The following is a 21,110-nucleotide window of genomic DNA, read 5'->3' as shown; positions in this document are numbered from 1 at the left end:
TTGTGTGCCCGGCGGCGTCCTGCTGATTTCGATACCGGGCGTAAAGAAAACCCCCTGCGACCGGGAAAGTGCCGCTTGATGTCCATCGAGTACGTTCCTCTGTCGGCCGCTCAGCAGAGCGTCTGGTACGCGCAGCAGCTGGCGCCCGAAACGCCGATCCACATCGCGCAGTACATCGAGATCGAGGGCCCGGTCGACCACGGCCTGCTGGACCGGGTGGCGCGCATCGCCGCGCACGAGGGGCTGGCGCTCAACGCCCGGCTGACCGAGCGGGACGGCATGCCGCTGCAGGTGCTCGACCCGGACGCGACCGCGACGATCCCGCTCGTCGACCTGTCCGGCGAGCCCGACCCGGACGCCGCCGCGCGGGCGTGGATGAAGGAGCGGATGGCGGCGCCGCTGCCGCTGGACGCCGACCGGCTGTACGTCACGGCCCTGCTGCGGCTGTCCCCGGACCTGCACCGGTGGTTCATCCGCGCGCACCACGCCATCCAGGACGGCTACAGCGGCCTGGTCATCAGCCGCCGCGCCGCCGAGATCTACACGTCGCTCGCGAACGGCGGCGAGTACGTCCCGGCCGAGCAGGGCGACTACCGCAGAGTCCTCGCCGAGGAGGAGGCGTACCGGGCGTCGGAGAGGTTCGAGCGGGACCGCGCCTACTGGACCGAACGGTTCGCCGACCGGCCGGTCGCGGTGTCGCTGTCGGACGAGATGGCCGAGCCGACCGACGACTACCTCAGCCTGATCACCGTCATCCCGCCGGACCGGGCGGCCGGGCTGGCCGCCGGCGCCCGCCGGCTGCGCACCGCGACGCAGGGCCTCGCGATCGCCGCGACCGCCGCGTACGTGGCGCGGATGACGGGCACCGAGGACGTCATCCTCGGCCTGGCCGTCACCGGCCGCACGACGCGGGTCGCGCTGGACACCCCGGCGATGATGGCGACGGTCCTGCCGCTGCGCGTCCGGGTCCGGCCGGACATGACGGTGGACGAGCTCGTCCGCGCGGCGACGCGGGCGAGCGCGCGGGCGCTGCGCCACCAGCACTACCGGCGCGAGGACCTGCTGCGCGACCTGAAGCTGCTCGGCGAGCGCCGCCGCCTCTACGGGCCGGTCATCAACATCATGGCGTTCGACTACCGGCTGGACTTCGCGGGCCTGCCGGCGAGGATGCACGCGATCACGACCGGGCCGATCGACGACCTGTCCATCAACATCTACGACAACTTCGACGGCACCGGCATGCGCGTCGACTTCGAGGCGCACCCCGACCTCTACACCGAGGACCAGGTCTCCACCCACCTGGACCGCTACGTCCGGCTCCTGCGCACGCTCGGCGACGCCGACCCGTCCACCCCGCTCCGCGACGTCGAGCTGCTCGACGACGCCGAGCGCTCCCTCGTCCTGGACGAGTGGAACGACACGGAGCTACCCGTCGAGCCGGCCGTCGTCCCCGAGCTGTTCGAGGCGCAGGCCGCCCGGACACCGGACGCGACCGCCGTCGTCTCCGGCGATGTCCGCGTCACCTACGCCGAGCTGAACGCCCGCGCGAACCGCCTCGCCCGCCACCTCATCGAGCGCGGTGCCGGCGCGGAGGACTTCGTCGCCCTCGCCCTTCCGCGCGACGCCGACCTGGTCGTGGCCGCGCTGGCCGTGCTGAAGGCGGGCGCCGGGTACCAGCCGATCGACCTCGCGTACCCGCCGGACCGCATCGCCTACATGCTGGAGGACGCCGCCCCCGCCTGCGTCATCACGACGTCGGACGCCGCCCTGCCCGGCGGGACGCCCCGTGTCGAACTCGACGCGATCTCGCTCGACGGGTACTCCGGCGACGACATCGGCGACGCCGACCGGGTCCGTCCGCTGCGCCCCGCCAACCCGGCGTACATCATCTACACGTCGGGTTCGACGGGCCGCCCCAAAGGCGTCGTCATCTCGCACGCCAACGTCGTGGACTTCTGCGCCGAGTCGATGGCGAGCTACGGGCCCGACCGGATGCGCCGGGTGCTGTTCTCCACGTCGCTGAACTTCGACGTGTCGGTGTTCGAGTGGCTGGTGCCGCTGACCGAGGGCGGCGAGATCGAGGTCGTCCGCGACCTGCTGGAGATCGCCGAGCGCGGCGGCTGGTCCGGGACTTTGATCAGCGGTGTCCCGTCCGCGGTGTCGGTCCTCCTGGCCCGAGGCGGACTCGACCTCGCCGTGGGGGACGTGGCGCTCGGCGGGGAGGCGCTGCCGCCGCAGCTCGTCCGGGACGTCCGGGCGCTGCTGCCGGACACGCGGATCTCCAACATCTACGGCCCGACCGAGGCGACGATCTTCGTCACCGGCTGGAACGACGACGGCAACGCCGAGGGCCACGCGCCGATCGGCCGCCCGATGGCCAACACCCGCGCCTACGTGCTGGACGACCGGCTGAAGCCCGTCCCCGTCGGTGTGCCCGGCGAGCTGTACGTCGCGGGCGACGGGCTGGCACGCGGCTACCTGCGCCGCCCCGCCCTGTCCGCGGACCGGTTCGTCGCGTGCCCGTTCGGCGGGCCGGGGGAACGGATGTACCGCACGGGGGACCTCGTCCGCTGGAACCGCGCCGGCCACATCGAGTACCTCGGCCGCCTCGACGACCAGGTGAAGGTCCGCGGGTTCCGGATCGAGCCCGGCGAGATCGAGGCCGCCCTCTCCGCGCACCCCGCCGTCACGCAGAGCGTGGTCGTCGCGCGCCGCGACGCCGCCGGCGACACCGTGCTCGCGGGCTACGTCGTCGGCCGGGTGGACCCGGCCGGGCTGCGCGCGTTCGTCGCCGGGACCCTGCCGGACTACATGGTGCCGTCCGCGATCGTCGTGCTGGACGCGATGCCGCTCACCCCGAACGGCAAGCTCGACCGGGCCGCGCTGCCCGAGCCCGACTTCGCCGCCGGCCTCACCGGACGCGGCCCGCGCGACGCCCGCGAGGAGATCCTCTGCGGGATCTTCGCCGGAGTCCTCGGCCTGGAGCGGGTCGGCGTCGACGACGGCTTCTTCGACCACGGCGGCGACTCGCTCAAGGCGACCCGTGTCGTCGGCCGCGCCCGCGCCGCGCTGAACGTGGAGCTTCCGGTCCGGGCGCTGTTCGAGACGCCCACGGTCGCGGGCCTCGCCGAGTACATCGCGTCGGCGGCCGAGGCCGGGCGCCCCGCGCTGAAGGCGATGGAACGTCCCGCTCCGCTCCCGGTCTCGTACGCGCAGGAGCGGCTCTGGTTCCTCAACCGGCTCGAAGGGACCACCGCCACCTACAACATGCCGATCCCGCTGCGGCTCACCGGCGCGATCGACCACGACGCGATGCGGGACGCGCTGCGCGACGTCGTCGCCCGGCACGAGTCGTTGCGGACGCTGTTCGGCGACGCCGACGGCGCACCGCACCAGATCGTGCTCGCCCCCGGCGAGGCCGACCCGCGGCTCACGATCACCGAGCCCGCCGACCTCCGCGGCGCCCTGTTCATGGACGCCACGCGCGGCTTCGACCTCGCGAACGAGCTTCCGGTGCGCGCCCACCTGTACCGGCTCGACGAGGACGAGCATCTGCTCCTGATCGTCCTGCACCACATCGCCGGGGACGGCTGGTCCATGGCGCCGCTCGCCCGCGACGTGATTAGCGCCTACGTGGCCCGGCGCGACGGGGACGCCCCCGCATGGGCGCCACTCGCCGTCCAGTACGCCGACTATGCGCTCTGGCACCGCGAGCTGCTCGGCGACGAGGACGACCCGGGCAGCCTCGCCGCCCGCCAGCTCGCCTACTGGAAGGACGCCCTGGCCGGGCTGCCCGACCAGATCAGGCTGCCGCACGACCGCCCCCGCCCGGCCCGCGCCTCCTACCGGGGCGGCCAGGTCTCCTTCGAGGTACCGGCCGACCTGGCGGACGGGCTGCGGACGCTCGCCCGCGACCACCAGGTGAGCGTCTTCATGGTCCTGCAGGCGGCGCTCGCCGCCCTCCTCACCCGGCTCGGCGCGGGGACGGACGTGCCGATCGGCTCGCCCGTCGCGGGCCGCACCGACGAGGCCCTGGACGACCTCGTCGGCGTCTTCGTGAACACGCTGGTGCTGCGGACCGACACGTCCGGAGACCCGTCGTTCGCGGAGCTGTTCGCCCGCGTCCGGGAGACCGGCCTCGCCGCCTACGCGCACCAGGACGTCCCCTTCGAGCGGCTCGTGGAGGTGCTCAACCCGGTGCGGTCGCTGGCGCGGCACCCGCTGTTCCAGGTCATGCTGACGCTGCAGAACAATCCGGAGGCGTCCGTCGAGCTGCCCGGCCTGGAGGTCGCCGTCGAACCGGTGGACCCAGGGGTCGCCAAGTTCGACCTGGAGTTCCTGCTGGAGGACGCCCGCGACGATGAGGGCGGGTTCACGGGAACCCTCGAATACGCCCTCGACCTGTTCGACATGGAGACCGCCGAACGGCTCGCCCGCTGGTACCACCGGACCCTTGAGCGGGTGGTCGCGTCCGGCGGCGCGGTCACCGTCGGGGGACTCGATCTGCCCGGCATCCCCGAAGTCGTGGACGGCCCGGCGGAGGAGCGGCTCGTCGCGTACGTCGTCGCGGCCCCCGGCCGGACGCTCGACCCGGAGGAGCTGCGCGCCCACATCCGGGAGAGCCTGCCCGACTCGATGGTGCCCGCCGCGGTCGTCGTGCTGGACGAGATGCCGCTCACCCCGAACGGCAAGGTCGACACCGCGGCGCTGCCGAAGCCGGAGCCGGGCATCGCCCCGGCGGCCGCGTACCGCGCCCCGTCCGGGGAGACGGAGGAGGCCGTCGCCGCCGTCTTCGCCGACCTGCTGGGCGCCGACCGGGTCGGTGCCGACGACGACTTCTTCGCGCTCGGCGGCAACTCGCTCGTCGCGATGCGGGTGGTCAGCCGGATCCGCCGCGCCCTCGACGCCGAGCTGCCGGTCCGCGCGCTGTTCGAGGCCCCGACCGTCGCGGGCCTCGCCGCGCTGCTCGGCGGAGGCGTCTCACCAGGGCGTCCCGCGCTGGAGCCGCGCGAACGCCCGGACGTCGTCCCGCCGTCGTACGCGCAGCAGCGGCTCTGGTTCCTCAGCCGGTTCGAGGGACCGTCCGCGACCTACAACATGCCGGTCGCGCTCCGCATCCGCGGCCCCCTGGACGTCGACGCGCTCCGCGCCGCCGTCGGCGACCTCGTCGGGCGGCACGAGTCGCTCCGCACGATCCTGCCGGACCGCGGGGGAGTGCCGCGCCAGCTCGTCCTGGACCCTGCCGCCGCCCGCCCCGAGCTGGAGGTCACCGAGACGACCGAGGCGGAACTGCCGACCCGGCTCGCCGTGGCCGCCGGATACGCGTTCGACATCTCCGCCGAGCCGCCCCTGCGCACCCACCTGTTCCGGGTCGGGCCGCAGGAGCATGTGGCACTGCTCCTCATGCACCACATCGGCGGCGACGGCTGGTCGATGGCGCCCCTCGCCCGCGACTTCATCACCGCCTACGCGGCGCGCGCCGGCGGGCGCGCGCCGGAGTGGGCGCCGCTGCCCGTCCAGTACGCGGACTACACGCTCTGGCAGCAGGACCTCTTCGGCTCGGAGGACGACCCGGACAGTCTGATCGCGAAGCAGATCGCCTACTGGCGGGGCGCGCTGGAAGGGCTCCCGGAGGAGCTTGCGCTCCCGGCCGACAGGCCGCGTCCGGCGGAGGCGTCCTACCGGGGCGGGACGGCCCGATTCCGGCTCGGCGCCGACCTTCACGCCGGTCTGCAGAAGGTCGCCCAGGAGACCGGCGCCAGCCCGTTCATGGTCGCCCAGGCCGCCTTCGCCGCCCTCCTCACCCGGCTCGGCGCGGGGACGGACGTGCCGATCGGCTCACCCGTCGCCGGCCGCACCGACGAGGCCCTGGACGATCTCGTCGGCATGTTCGTGAACATGCTCGTCCTCCGGACCGACACCTCGGGTGATCCGTCGTTCCGGGATCTCGTCGGACGGGTCAGGGAGACCGACCTCGCCGCGTACGCGCACCAGGACGTCCCGTTCGAGCGGCTCGTCGAGGTGCTCAACCCGCCCCGGCATCTGGCCCGGCACCCGCTGTTCCAGGTCGGGCTGACGTTCCAGAACAACCCGGAGGCGCGGCTGGACATGCCCGGGTTCAGCGCCGAGCCGGAACCGCTGACCGCCGGTGTGTCGCGGTTCGACCTGCTGATGATCCTCACCGAGCGGGACGACGGGCTCGACGGCGAGTTGGAGTACGCGCTCGACCTCTACGACTCGTCCACCGCGCAACGCCTCGTCGAGAGGTTCGAGCGGTATCTGTCGGCGCTGCTCGCCGACCCTGACGCGCCCATCGGCGACGCCGACGTCCTGGCGCCGGAGGAGCGGTCACTGATCCTCGGCGAGTGGGCCGGTGGTCATGGACGGCCTGTGGAGCAGGCCACGATTCCCGCGCTGTTCGAGGCGCAGGCGGCGGCTCGTCCGGGCGCGGCTGCGGTGACGTTCGAGGGTGTGTCGTGGACGTATGCGGAGGTGAACGCGAGGGCGAATCGTCTGGCGCATCGGTTGGTCGAGCAGGGTGTGGGGCCTGAGCAGTTCGTGGCGCTTGCTCTGCCGCGTTCGGCGGATCTGGTGGTGGCGGTTCTTGCTGTGTTGAAGGCGGGCGCGGCGTACGTTCCGATCGATCCGGACTATCCGGAGGATCGGATCGCCTACATGGTCGAGGACGCCAAGCCTGTTCTCACGTTGGGGCCGGAGGACCTGGACGCGGCCGGTTACGACGACACCGACCTCGGTGTCGCGATCTCGCCGGACCATCCCGCGTATGTCATCTATACGTCGGGTTCGACGGGGCGTCCGAAGGGTGTGGTGGTTCCGCATCAGAACGTGGTGCGGTTGCTGTGTTCGACCGAGGAGTGGTTCGGCTTCGGTCCGGATGATGTGTGGACGCTGTTTCACTCCTATGCGTTCGATTTCACGGTGTGGGAGTTGTGGGGCTCGCTTCTGTACGGCGGGCGTCTGATCGTCGTCCCGTACCTGACCTCTCGCTCGCCGGACGATTTCCTGAGGCTGCTGGAGCGGGAGCGGGTGACCGTCCTCAATCAGACCCCGTCGGCGTTCTACCAGCTGATGGCCGCCGACCAGCAGAACCCCGGCACGGACCTGGCGCTGCGCTATGTGGTGTTCGGCGGGGAGGCCCTGGACCTGGGGCGCTTGGAGGACTGGTACTCCCGGCACGACGAGGACGCACCGACGCTCGTCAACATGTACGGGATCACCGAGACCACGGTCCACGTCTCCTACATCGCGCTCGATCGCGCCATGGCGGCGATTGTGCCTGGCAGCGTTATCGGTGTCGGTATCCCGGACCTGCGCGTCTACGTCTTGGACGACCGTCTCCAACCCGTCCCGCCCGGCGTGTCCGGCGAGCTGTATGTGTCGGGGGCTGGTCTGGCACGCGGTTACCTGAACCGTCCGTGCTTGTCGGCGGAGCGGTTCGTCGCCGACCCGCACGGTGACCCGGGTTCCCGTATGTACCGGACCGGTGACCTTGGCCGCTGGCGCCCCGACGGAACTCTCGAATATCTCGGACGCGCCGACCAGCAGGTGCAACTGCGCGGCTTCCGGATCGAGCTGGGCGAGATCGAGTCGGCCCTCGCCCGGCACGACACGGTCTCCGACGTCGCGGTCATCGTCCGCGACGACCGTCTCATCGCCTACGTGACCGGCGACGATATCGACACCGCCGACCTGCGCCGGTTCGCCGGCAAAGATCTGCCCGACTACATGGTTCCGGCCGTGGTCGTGGAGTTGGAGGCGCTGCCGCTGACGGTCAACGGCAAGCTGGACCGCACGGCGTTGCCCGCACCCGACGTCACCGTCAAGGTGTCGTCGCGCGCCCCCCGCACCGCCGAAGAGGAGACTCTCGCCCGGCTGTTCGCCGAGGTGCTCGGCTTGGAACGGGTCGGGATCGATGACGGGTTCTTCGACCTGGGCGGCGACTCGATCATCGCGATCCAGCTGGTCTCCCGGGCCCGCCAGTCCGGCCTGGTCATCACCCCGCGGGATGTGTTCCAGCATCAGACCGTCGAGGAACTGGCCGCCACCGCCAAACCGGTCGGCGAAGACGAGCAGATCGAGGCAGAGGCTCCGGGCGCCGGCCTTGGTCCCGTCCCGGTCACCCCAATCGTCGCCTGGCTCCGCGAAAGAGTGGGCGGCGACGCCTCGCTGATCAGCCGCTTCCACCAGTCGATGCTGCTGCGCACTCCGCCGGATCTCGGCCTGGAGCGGCTCACCGCCGCGTTCCAGACGCTCCTGGACCACCACGACATCCTCCGGCTCCGCCTGGACGTGGACGGCGACCGCTGGCAGCCCGTCGTCCGGCAGCCGGGCGCGTCGGACGCGGCCTGCCTCGTCACCCGCGTCGACGTCGCCGGCCTGGACGGCGACAAGGTCCAGGCCGTCATCACCGAAGAGGCCACCGCCGCCCGCGACCGCCTCGACCCGGCCGCCGGGACGGTCGCGCAGCTCGTCTGGTTCGACGCGGGCCACGAGCAGGGACGGCTGCTCGTCGTCCTCCACCACCTGGTCGTGGACGGGGTGTCGTGGCGCATCCTGCTGCCCGACCTCGTCGCAGCCTGGGCCGGGGGCGAGCTCCAGCCGGTCGCGACGTCGTTCCGCCGCTGGGCGCAGAAGCTCACCGCGTCCGAGCGGAACAAGGAGGAACTGGAGGACTGGCTCGACATCGTCGACGGCCCGCCGCAGAACCTCGCCGGACGAGCGCTCGACCCCCGCGTGGACATCGCCGCCCGCGCCCGCTCGCTGACCCTCGACCTGCCCGCCGACGTCACGGGACCGCTGCTCACCGACGCCCCCGCCGCGTTCCACGGGCGGGCGAACGACGTGCTGCTCACCGGCCTCGCCGTCTCCGTCGCCCAGTGGCGCAGGCGCCACGGCGCGCGCGGCACCGGCGTCCTCGTCGACCTGGAGGGCCACGGCCGCGAGGACGTCGTCCCCGGCGTCGACGTCTCCCGGACGGCAGGCTGGTTCACCTCGATCCATCCCGTCCGGCTCGACGCGGGCGGCGCGGCCGGCGGCGGCGCCGTCAAGAAGGTGAAAGAGCAGCTCAGGGCGGTCCCGGACACCCTCGGCTACGGACTCCTCCGCCATGTCGACGGCGAGGAGGAACTCGCCGGAGCGCCCCCCGCGCAGATCGCGTTCAACTACCTCGGCCGCGTCGACACCGGCGGCGAGGACGGCGACTGGACACTCGCGTCCGAGGAACTGCCGCCGGGCGAGGACCCGCGGATGCCGATGGCGCACGTCCTGGAGATCAACGCCGTCACCCGGGAGCTGCCGGGCGGGCCGGTGCTGTCCGCGACCTGGACGTGGCCGGGCGGGCTGCTGGACTCCGCCGACGTCCGGGAGCTGGCCGAGGGATGGTTCACGGCGCTCCGGGGTCTCGTCGCCGACGTCGCCGCCGGCGGGACGGGCGGGTTCACCCCCTCCGACCTGCTCGTGGAGCTGGACCAGCGCGAGATCGACAAGCTGCAGACGGCCTGGAGGCGGACGCCGTGAACCGGGGTGATCTTGAGGACATCCTGCCGCTGTCGCCGCTTCAGCAGGGCTTCTTCTTCCACGCCCTTCTCGACGCCGGCGACTCCGACGTCTACACGGCGCAGTTCGTCCTCGACCTGGAAGGGCCCCTGGACGTCGCGGCGCTGCGGACGGCCGCCGGGACGCTGCTGCGCCGCCACTCCAACCTGCGCGCCGCGTTCTGGCACGAGGACCTGTCCCGACCGGTGCAGGTGATCCCGCGCACCGTCGAGCTGCCGTGGGAGGAGATCACCGCCTCCGGCCCGGACGCGGACTCCGTCGTCGTGCGGGAACGGGCACGCGGATTCGACATGACGAAACCGCCGCTGCTGCGGTTCGTCCTCGTCAGGACGGGGCCCGAGCGGTTCCGGCTCGTCTTCACCGACCACCACATCCTGCTGGACGGCTGGTCCACGCCGATCCTCGCCACCGAACTGTTCCTGCTCTACATGCAAGGCGGCCACGACACGGGGATGCCGCGCGTCACCCCGTACAAGAACTACCTGGCGTGGCTCGCCCGGCAGGACCGCGCCGCCGCCGAGGACGCCTGGCGCCGCGCCCTGGACGGCCTGGACGGGCCCTGCCTCGTCGCCCCCGAGGCCGCCGCCCGCGCCCCCGAACCGCCGAGGCGGACCGTCACCGAGCTCGACGAACGCGCCACCCGCCGCCTCACCCGCGCGGCCCGCCGCCACGGCGTCACGCTGAGCACCGTCCTGCAGGGCGCGTGGGGCCTCGTCCTCGGGCGCCTCCTCGGCACGAACGACGTGGTGTCCGGCGCCACCGTCTCGGGCCGACCGCCCGAACTCCCCGGCGTCGAGCAGATGATCGGGCTGTTCATCAACACGCTGCCGATCCGCGTCCGGTACCGGCTGGACGAGTCGCTCGGCACGCTGATGGAACGGCTCCAGGACGAGCAGACCGTACTCCTCGCCCACCACCACCTCGGCCTCAGCGACATCCAGCGTTCGGCGGGCCACGGCGGCCCGCTGTTCGACACGATGACGGTGCTGGAGAACTACCCGTTCGATCCGTCCTCGATGGACGGCTCGCTCAACGGCGTCCGCATCATTGCGGCCGACTCCTACGACGCGACCCACTTCCCCCTGTCGTTCGTCGCCGCGCCCGGCGAGAGGCTGTCGCTCCGCCTGCACTACCGGCCCGACGTGTACGAGGGGGCGGTGGTCGAGGCGCTCCTGGCCCGGATCCGCCGATTCCTGGAAGCCTTCACCGAGGACGCGGACCGCCTGGTCGGCGCGGTCGACCTGACGGACGACGCGGAACGGGCGGATCTCGCCGCCTGGAACGACACGGCCGCGGAGACCCCGTCAGGAACCCTCCCGGCCCTGTTCGAGTCCCAGGCCGCCCGGACGCCGTCGGACATCGCCCTCGTCCGCGACGGCACGCGGCTGACCTACCGCGAACTCAACGAGCGCGCCAACCGCCTCGCCCACGAGCTGATCGCCCGGGGGATCGGCCCGGAGGACCGCGTCGCCCTCGTCCTGCCGCGCACCCCGGAGATCGTCGTCGCGATCCTCGGCGTCCTGAAGGCGGGCGCCGCCTACGTCCCGGTCGACCCCGAGTACCCGCCCGGCCGCATCTCCTTCATGCTGGACGACTCCCGCCCGGTCCTGACCATCACGGCCGGCGGCCTCCCCGGCACGGCCACGCGGCCCGCGCACGATCCCTCCGACGACGAGCGGGTGCGGCCCCTGCGGACGGACAACGCCGCATACGCCATCTACACCTCCGGGTCCACCGGGCGGCCCAAGGGCGTGACCGTTCCCCACGTGGGGGTGCTGAACTACTTCGAGGCCCACCGGGACGCGTTCATCGATCCGGCGGTCGAGGCCGCCGGCGGGCGCAGGATGCGGTTCGCCCATCTGGCGTCGTTCTCTTTCGACACGTCATGGATGGGGCTGCTGTGGATGATGTGCGGCCACGAGCTGCACCTCATCGACGACGAGACGCGCCGCGACGTGGAGGCGTACACGGCGTACGTGGCGCGCGCGCAGATCGACCTGGTCAACACCACCCCCTCCCACTTCGCGGCGCTGCGCGAGGCGGGGCTGCTGAGGCAGGACGGGCGCCATCTCCCGGCGCAGCTACTCCTCGGCGGCGAGGACATCAGCGAGAGCCTGTGGGCCGAACTGCGGGCGGTCCCCGGGCTGACCACGCGTAACTTCTACGGGCCGACCGAATCGACGATCGACACGATGAACCAGGTGCTCGCCCGCAGCGAGCACCCGTCCGTCGGCCGCCCCGGCCGCAACACCCGGTCGTACGTGCTGGACACCGCGCTGCGGCCCGTCCCGGCCGGGATCCCCGGCGAGCTCTACCTCGCGGGCGCGCAGCTCGCGCGCGGGTATCTCGACCGGCCCGGGTTGACCGCCGAGCGGTTCGTCGCCGACCCGTTCGGCGCGCCCGGCGACCGCATGTACCGCACCGGCGACCTGGCCCGGTGGCGTCCGGACGGGACGATCGAGTACCTCGGCCGCGCCGACGACCAGGTCAAGATCCGCGGCTACCGGGTGGAGCCCGGCGAGATCGAGAACGTCCTCACCGGATGCGCGGGCGTCACCCGGGCCGCCGTGATCGTCCGCGAGGACCGGCCGGGCGACCGGCACCTCGCCGCCTACCTCGTCGGGCCGGACGTCGACGTCGCGGCGGTCCGGCGCCACGCCGCCGAGCGGCTGCCCGACCACATGATCCCGGCGTTCACCGTCCTGGACGCGCTGCCGCTCACCGTGAACGGCAAGCTCGACCGGGCCGCGCTGCCCGCGCCCGGCACCGGCGCGGCGGCCGGCCGGGCGCCGCGCTCGCCGCAGGAGGAGATCCTCTGCGGGCTGTTCGCCGAGATCCTGGGAGTGCCGCGGGTCGGCGTGGACGACGGGTTCTTCGACCTCGGCGGCGACTCCCTCACCGCGACCCGGCTCGTCAGCAGGGTCCGGTCGGCGCAGGGCGCCGAGCTGCCCGTCCGGGCGCTGTTCGAGGCGCCGACCGTCGCGGGTCTCGCCGAACGGCTCGCGGACGCGGCCGGTGACGTCCGGCCGCCGCTGGCCCGGGCCGAGCGCCCGAGCGTCGTCCCGCTGTCGTACGCGCAGCAGCGGCTCTGGTTCCTCAACCGGTTCGAGGGGCCGTCCGCGACGTTCAACATGCCGATCGCGCTGCGCCTGAACGGGGAACTCGACCTGGACGCGCTGCGCCTCGCGCTCGCCGACGTCACCGCCCGGCACGAGTCGCTCCGCACGATCTTCCCGGACTCCTCCGGCAGCGCCCGGCAGCTCGTCCTCGACCCAGCCGACGCCCGCCCCCGCCTCGACGTCGCCGACACCGAAGAGAGCGCGCTGCCGATGGCGCTGGCCGCCGCGGTCGGGCAGGGCTTCGACCTGTCCGTGGAGCCGCCGCTGCGGGCGCGCCTGTTCGCGCTCGGCGACGACACGCACGTCCTCATGCTCGTCCTGCACCACATCGCTGCGGACGGCTGGTCGATGGCGCCGCTCGCCCGCGACGTGATCCTCGCCTACACGGCCCGCTCGGAGGGACGGGAACCGCAGTGGGCGCCGTTGCCCGTCCAGTACGCGGACTACACGCTCTGGCAGCGCGAACTGTTCGGCTCGGAGGACGACCCGGACAGTCTGATCGCGAAGCAGATCGCCTACTGGCGGGACGCCCTCGCCGGGCTGCCGGAGGAGCTTGCGCTCCCGGCCGACAGGCCGCGTCCGGCGGAGGCGTCCTACCGGGGCGGGACGCACGCGTTCGAGTTGGACGCCGAACTCCACACCGGGCTCCTGGCGCTCGCTCGTGAGAGCGGCGCGAGCTTGTTCATGGTGATGCAGGCCGCCTACGCCGCGCTGCTCACCCGGCTCGGTGCGGGGACGGACGTGCCGATCGGCTCGCCCATCGCCGGCCGCACCGACGACGCCCTCGATGACCTGGTCGGCATGTTCGTCAACATGCTCGTGCTGCGCACCGACACGTCCGGGGAACCCTCCTTCCGGGACCTGATCGGACGGGTGAAGGAGGCCGACCTCGCCGCCTACGCGCACCAGGACCTTCCGTTCGAGCGCCTGGTGGAGGTCCTCAACCCGGCCCGGTCGATGGCGCGGCACCCGCTGTTCCAGGTCGTCCTGTCGTTCCAGAACAACCCGGAGGCGCGGCTGGCGCTGGACGGGCTGACCGGCGGCGCCGAGCCCCTCGCCGCGGGGGCGGCCAAGTACGACCTGTCCCTCTACCTGGAGGAACGGCACGCCGACGACGGCGCGCCCGGCGGCATCGACGCCGGTCTCGAATACGCCCTGGACCTCTTCGACCCCGGCACCGCGCAGACGATCGCGACCCGCTTCGAGCGCCTCGTCCGCGAACTCGTCACCGACCCCGACGCGCCGATCACCGCGGCGGAGATCCTGGACCGGAGCGAGCGGCGCACCCTCCTGCGCCGCTGGGCCGGCGGCAGGGGCGGCGACGTCGAACGGACGACCATCCCCGCGCTGTTCGATGCGCAGGCGGCGGCTCGTCCGGGCGCGGCTGCGGTGACGTTCGAGGGTGTGTCGTGGACGTATGGGGAGGTGAACGCGAGGGCGAATCGTCTGGCGCATCGGTTGGTCGAGCAGGGTGTGGGGCCTGAGCAGTTCGTGGCGCTTGCTCTGCCGCGTTCGGCGGATCTGGTGGTGGCGGTTCTTGCTGTGTTGAAGGCGGGCGCGGCGTATGTCCCGATCGATCCGGATTATCCGGCGGATCGGATCGCCTACATGGTCGAGGACGCCAGGCCCGTCCTCACGTTGGGGCCGGAGGACCTGGACGCCACCGGCCAACCCGACACCAACCCCGGCGTTGCAATCGACCCCGCCCACCCCGCGTATGTCATCTACACGTCGGGTTCGACGGGGCGTCCGAAGGGTGTGGTGGTTCCGCATCAGAACGTTGTCCGCCTGCTGCGCTCGACCGAGGAGTGGTTCGGCTTCGGTCAGGCCGATGTGTGGACGTTGTTCCACTCCTATGCGTTCGATTTCACGGTGTGGGAGTTGTGGGGCTCGCTGCTGTACGGCGGGCGTCTGGTCGTCGTCCCGTATCTGACGACCCGCTCGCCGGAGGACTTCCTTGCTCTGCTGGAGCGCGAGCGGGTGACCGTTCTCAATCAGACGCCGTCGGCGTTCTACCAGTTGATGGCCGCCGACAAGCAGAACCCGGGCGCAGATCTGGCGTTGCGTTATGTGGTGTTCGGCGGGGAGGCCCTGGATCTGGGGCGCCTGGAGGACTGGTACTCCCGGCACGACGAGAACGCCCCGGTCCTGGTGAACATGTATGGGATCACCGAGACCACGGTGCACGTCTCCTACTGCGCATTGGACCGTGCGTTGGCAGCGACCGCACCCGGCAGCGTGATCGGCGTCGGTATCCCTGACTTGCGCGTCTATGTGCTGGACGACCGTCTCCAGCCTGTCCCGCCCGGTGTCGTGGGCGAGTTGTATGTGTCGGGCGCAGGGTTGGCACGCGGTTACCTGAACCGTCCGGGCTTGTCGGCGGAGCGGTTCGTCGCCGACCCGCACGGTGACCCGGGTTCCCGTATGTACCGGACCGGTGACCTTGGCCGCTGGCGCCCCGACGGAACTCTCGAATATCTCGGACGCGCCGACCAGCAGGTGCAACTGCGCGGTTTCCGGATCGAGCTGGGCGAGATCCAGGCCTGCCTGACCAGGCATGAGCACGTCGGCGACGCCGCCGTCATCGTCCGCGACGACCGTCTCATCGCCTACGTGACCGGCGACGATATCGACACCGCCGACCTGCGCCGGTTCGCCGGCAAGGCACTGCCGGACTACATGGTTCCGGCCGTGGTCGTGGAGTTGGAGGCGCTGCCGCTGACGGTCAACGGCAAGCTGGACCGCACCGCGCTGCCCGCACCCGACTTCACCGTGAAGGTGTCGTCCCGCGCCCCCCGCACCGTCGAGGAGGAGACTCTCGCCCGGCTGTTCGCCGAGGTGCTGGGTCTGGAACGGGTCGGGGTCGATGACGGGTTCTTCGATCTGGGCGGCGACTCGATCATCGCGATCCAGCTCGTCTCCCGGGCCCGCCAGTCCGGCCTGGTCATCACCCCGCGGGATGTGTTCCAGCATCAGACCGTCGAGGAACTGGCCGCCACCGCCAAACCGGTCGGCCAAGCAGAGGAGATCGAGGCCGAGGCCCCAGGCACCGGCGTCGGCCGCGTCCCGGCGACCCCGATCATGCGCTGGTTCCAGGAGCTGCACGGTCCCGTCGACGGCTACAGCCAGCGGATGCTGCTCCAGGTTCCGCCGGCCCTCGGCGTCGAGGACCTGACCAGGGCGTTCCAGACCGTCCTCGACCACCACGACATGCTCCGCCTCCGCGTGGAGGGCGCCGAGTTCGAGGTCGCCGAGCCCGGCAGGGTCGACGCAGCCGCCCTCGTCCGGCGCGTGGACGTCGAAGGCCTCGACACGGACGCGCTCCGCGCCGTCCTCGCCGACGAGGCCGAGGCCGCCCGGCGGCGCCTCGACCCGGCCGCCGGGACGATGGCGCAGCTCGTCTGGTTCGACGCCGGCCCCGCCGCGTCCGGGCGCCTGCTCCTCACCCTCCACCACCTCGTCGTGGACGGCGTGTCCTGGCGGATCATCCTGCCCGACCTGGTCACGGCGTGGGCCGGGGAAGACCTCGACCCCGTCCCGACCTCGTTCCGCCGCTGGGCGCAGCGCCTCGCCGCCGAGGCGTCCGACCCCGCCCGGACGGCCGAGCTGCAGTTGTGGGACGACATCCTCGCCACCCCCGACCCCGTCCTCGGCGCCCGCCCGCTGGACCCGGCGGCCGACACGTTCGCGACGGCGCGGCACCGCACGCTCGACCTGCCCGCCGACGTCACCGGACCGCTCCTCACCGACGTCCCGGCCGCGTTCCACGGCCGCGTCAACGACGTCCTGCTCACCGGCCTCGCCCTCGCCGTCGCCGAATGGCGGAACGAACGGGGCGTCTCCGACGAGACCGCCGTCCTCGTCGACCTCGAAGGACACGGCCGCGAGGAGATCGTCCCCGGCGTCGACCTGTCCCGCACCGCCGGCTGGTTCACCTCGATCCACCCGGTCCGGCTCGACCCCGGGCGGCTGTCGCCCGCCGACGTCCGCGACGGAGGCCAGGCCGTCGGCACCGCCCTCAAACGGGTCAAGGAGCAGCTGCGCGAGATCCCCGGGAACGGCATCGGCCACGGGCTCCTCCGCTACCTCGGCCCCGCCCTGCAGACCGGCGGTCACCCGCAGATCGCGTTCAACTACCTCGGCCGCGGTGCCGCCGAGGCCACCGACTGGGGCCCCGCGGACCAGGCCGACACCGCCGCCCTCGGCCCCGGGGTGGACGGCGCGCTCGGCCTCGTCCACGCCATCGAGGTCAACGCGCACACGCGCGAGCTGCCGGACGGCCCCGAGCTGTCCGCGACCTGGACGTGGGCGGGCGGCCTGTTCGACGACGCCGCGATCGAGGACCTGGCCGGCCGCTGGTACGCGGCGCTGTGCGGCCTCGTCGCACACGTCGTGGACGGCGCCGCGGACGGCCCCGTCGGGGGGTTCACCCCGTCCGACCTGTCCCTGGTGGACGTCAGCCAGGAGGAGATCGACGAGCTCGCCGCCGAGCTCGACGGCGAATGGGAGCTGGATTGACCGCGTCGCAGCTTGAGGACATCCTCCCGCTGTCCCCCCTGCAGCAGGGGCTGTTCTTCCACGCCCTCTACGACTCGGGCCACGACGTTTACACCGCGCAGATCGTGTTCGACCTGCGCGGCCCACTGGACGTGGACGCCCTGCGCGCCGCCGCCGCGGCCCTCCTGCGCAGGCACGCCAACCTTCGGGCCGGGTTCCGGCAGCGCAAGGAGGGCTCACCGGTCCAGGTCGTCCACCGGACGGTGCGGCCGCCCTGGCGGGACGAGGACCTGTCCGCCCTCCCCGAACCCGAACGCGAGTCCAGGACGCGCGAGCTCGCCGACGCCGAACGCGCCCGGCCGTTCGACATGACGAAACCGCCGCTGCTGCGCTTCCTGCTCATCAAGCTCGCGGACGGCCTGCACCGCATGGTGTTCACCAACCACCACATCCTGCTCGACGGCTGGTCCACGCCCGTCCTGCAGACCGAGCTGTTCGCGCTGTACCTGGCCAAGGGCGACGACACCGGAATGCCGCGCGTCACCCCCTACAAGAACTACCTCGCATGGCTCGCCGCCCAGGACCGCCCCGCCGCCGAGAACGCCTGGCGCCGCTCCCTGGACGGGGTCCACGAACCCACCCTCGTGGCCCCCGGCGCACCCGAGCCCTGCACGGCCACACCCGGACGCGTCCGGACCCGCCTCACCGAAGAACTGACCTCGGCGCTCAGCGCGCGCGCCCGCGCCCACGGCGTCACCCTCAACACCGTCCTGCAGCTCGCCTGGGGAACCCTGCTCAGCCGCCTCACCGGCGCGACCGACGTGGTGTTCGGCGCGGCCGTCTCCGGCCGTCCGGCGGAGCTGCCCGGCGTCGAGCAGATGATCGGGCTGTTCATCAACACGCTGCCGATCCGCGTCCGGGTCCGTCCGGCCGACACCGTCGCGGAGGCGCTGACCCGCCTCCAGGACGGGCAGGCCGCGCTGATGCCGCACCACCATCTCGGCCTGTCCGACATCCAGCGCCTCACCGGCGCCGGGACGCTGTTCGACACCATGACCGTCCTGGAGAACTACCCGTTCGACCCGGACGCCGCCGGCACCGACCTCGGCGGCCTCACCCTCCACGACGTCGACGGCTACGACGCGTCCCACTACCCGCTCACCCTCGCCGCCGTCCCCGGCCGCGGCCTGTCCCTGCGCATCGACCACCGCACCGACCTGTTCTCCGGGGCCGCCACGGAACGGCTGATGCGCCGCCTCACCCGCATCCTCGAAGCCGTCGCCCACCGCCCCGACCTGCCCCTCGCCCGGATCGACGTGCTGGACGACGAGGAACGCGCCCACGTCCTGCGTGACTGGCAGGGCCCGGCCACCGAACGCCGTCCCGGAACCCTCACCGCCCGCTTCGCCGAACAGCGGGCGAGGACTCCGGACGCCATCGCCGTCCAGGCCGGCGGCGAATCGCTCACCTACGCCGAGCTCGACGCGCGGGCCGGCAGGCTGGCGCGCCGCCTCACCGGGCTCGGGGTGGGACCGGAGACACCCGTCGCGGTGCTGCTCGAAAGATCCGCCGACACCGTCGTGGTCTCGCTCGCGGTTCTTCAGGCCGGCGGCGCCCTCGCGCCCATTCACCACGGCTACCCGCCGGAGCGGATGGCCTGGGCGGTCGCCGAGATCGGCGCGCCCGTCCTCGTCGTCGACACCTCGATGCGCGACCGCGTCGCCGGCCTCGGCACGCCCGCGCACATCCTGGTCGTGGACGACGACCCCGGAACCGAGGCGCCGCCGGACACCGCCCCGGCCGTCGAACGTCATCCGGACCAGCTCGCGTTCGTGCTGTTCACGTCCGGGTCCACGGGAGTGCCCAAGGGCGTCATGCTCCGCCACCGCGACGCGGTCGACCTCGCCACCGACGGCATGTTCCGCGCAGGGGCGCACGACCGGGTCCTCGTCCACTCGCCGCACGCGTTCGACGCGTCGATCTACGAGGTGTGGACGCCGCTGCTGCACGGCGGGACGGCCGTCGTCGCGCCTCCCGGGCACCTGGACGGCGCGGCCCTGGAGGAGACCATCGCCGCCGGCGGCGTCACCGGCCTGTTCCTCACCACGACCCTGTTCAACCTGGTCGCGGACGAGCGGCCGCAAGCGTTCGCGCGGCTCCGCGAGGTGCTGACCGGCGGGGAGGCGGGGTCGTCCACCGCGATGCGCAAGGTCCTCGACGCATGCCCGGACACCCAGGTCGGCCACGTGTACGGGCCGACCGAGGCCACCACGTACACCACCTTCGCCGGGCAGCGGGCGCCGCTCGCCGGATCGTCCGAGACGTCCCCCGTGCTCGGCCGACCCATCGACGACATGCGCGTCTACGTGCTGGACCAGGGGCTCCGGCCCGTTCCCCCCGGTGTCGTCGGCGAGGCCTACATCGCGGGCGCGGGACTCGGCCGCGGGTACCTGCAGCGGCCCTCGCTCACCGCCGAACGCTACGTCGCCGACCCGTTCGGCGCCCCCGGCGACCGCATGTACCGGACGGGCGACCTCGTCCGGTGGCGGCCGGACGGCGCCCTCGACTACGTCGACCGCGCCGACCTCCAGGTCAAGGTGCGCGGGTTCCGGATCGAACTCGGCGAGGTCGAGGCGGCCGTCGCCGCCCACCCGGCCGTCGCGAACGTCGCCGTCGTCGCCCGCGAGGACACCCCGGGCGTCAGGACCCTCGTCGCCTACGCCGTCACCCCGTCGACCGACGGCCTGCGCGAGTTCGTCAAGGAGCGGCTGCCCGAGTACATGGTGCCCGCCGCGTTCGTCCGGCTCGACACGCTCCCCGTCGGGCCGAACGGCAAGCTCGACCGGCGCGCCCTGCCCGCGCCGGACTACGGCGAGGCCGCAGCCGGACGCGACCCCCGCACCCCCGAGGAGGAGCGGCTCTGCGGCATCGTCGCGGAGGTCCTCGGCCTCGGCCGCGTCGGCGCCGACGTCAGCTTCTTCGACCTCGGCGGCGACAGCCTCGCCGCGCTCAGGCTCGTCACGCGCGCCCGGCGGGCCGGCATCGAGCTCACCCCGCGCGACGTGTTCACCCACCAGACGGTCGAGGGCCTGACCAGGGCCGGCGAGCCGGAGGACCGGCTCGGCTTCGAGGTCCTCCTCCCGATCCGGACGTCGGGGACCCGCCCGCCGGTCTTCTTCGTGCACCCCGCGGGCGGGCTCGCCTGGGGCTACCTCGGGTTCCAGCGGCACCTCGGCCCGGACCAGCCGGTCTACGGGCTCCAGGCCCGCGCGTTCACCCGGCCGGAGCTGCCCGGCTCCGTCGAGGAGATGGCGGTCGACTACCTCGCGCAGATCCGCGCCGTCCAGCCGTCCGGCCCCTACCACATCGCGGGCTGGTCGCTCGGCGGGCTCGTCGCCTACGAGATGGCCGTCCGGCTCCAGGCGGCGGGGGAGCGGATCGGCCTGCTCGCCCTCATCGACTCCTACCACGGCCAGGACCTCGGATCCGAGCGCCGCGAGATCCTCCCCGAGCTGCTGGAGGGGATCGGCGTCGACGCGAAGATGGTCGCCGAGGACGGCAACCCCGACATGGCGCAGATCATGGCGATCCTCGCCGAGCGCGACGACGCCCTCGCCACGCTCGGCGAGGACGACCTGGTCAACGTCTACCGGAACTACGAGAACGGGGTCCGCCACGCCGAGGAGTACCGGCCCCGGCGGTTCCGCGGCGACATCGTGTTCTTCACCGCCCTCCAGGGCCGCACCGGCGGCTCTCCCACCGGGCGGGCCAACTGGGGCCCGCTCGTCGACGGCGAGATCGAGGACTACCCGCTCGACTCCGCCCACCACCTGCTCCTGGAGCCGGGCCCGGTCGCCGAGATGGGCGCCGTCCTGGCCGCCAAGCTCGACAAACTGCACAGCGCACAGTGAAAGGGAC

The 21,110-nt window shown here is 72.6% G+C and carries 3 protein-coding genes; all 3 read left to right on the top strand.

Going from position 1 to position 21,110, the window contains the following annotated elements; genetic code table 11:
- The first annotated feature begins 78 nt into the window (after positions 1-78).
- The 3 genes from ACQPXG_RS29880 to ACQPXG_RS29870 are packed head-to-tail and all read left to right on the top strand — an operon-like array spanning position 79 to position 21,103.
- Entirely contained in the window at positions 79-9,537 is a 9,459-nt protein-coding gene (locus tag ACQPXG_RS29880; protein ID WP_433462462.1) for an amino acid adenylation domain-containing protein, read from the top strand.
- Complete coding sequence (locus ACQPXG_RS29875; protein WP_433462461.1) at positions 9,534-17,213, top strand: amino acid adenylation domain-containing protein; 7,680 nt, start codon at positions 9,534-9,536, stop codon at positions 17,211-17,213. The genes ACQPXG_RS29880 and ACQPXG_RS29875 overlap by 4 nt, the downstream gene beginning before the upstream one ends.
- Positions 17,210-21,103, top strand: a complete 3,894-nt coding sequence (locus ACQPXG_RS29870) for an amino acid adenylation domain-containing protein (protein ID WP_433462460.1) — start codon at positions 17,210-17,212, stop codon at positions 21,101-21,103. Before ACQPXG_RS29875 ends, ACQPXG_RS29870 begins: the two co-directional genes overlap by 4 nt.
- Positions 21,104-21,110 lie beyond the last annotated feature (7 nt).

It is taken from the genome of Spirillospora sp. CA-128828, from assembly GCF_050945415.1.
GTDB lineage: Bacteria > Actinomycetota > Actinomycetes > Streptosporangiales > Streptosporangiaceae > Spirillospora.
This window is presented reverse-complemented; position numbering and strand designations above follow the sequence as displayed.

Excerpts from the sequence above, each read along its gene's own strand:
- ACQPXG_RS29880 (WP_433462462.1), top strand. The coding sequence starts at position 79 with ATGTCCATCGAGTACGTTCCTCTGTCGGCCGCTCAGCAGAGCGTCTGG.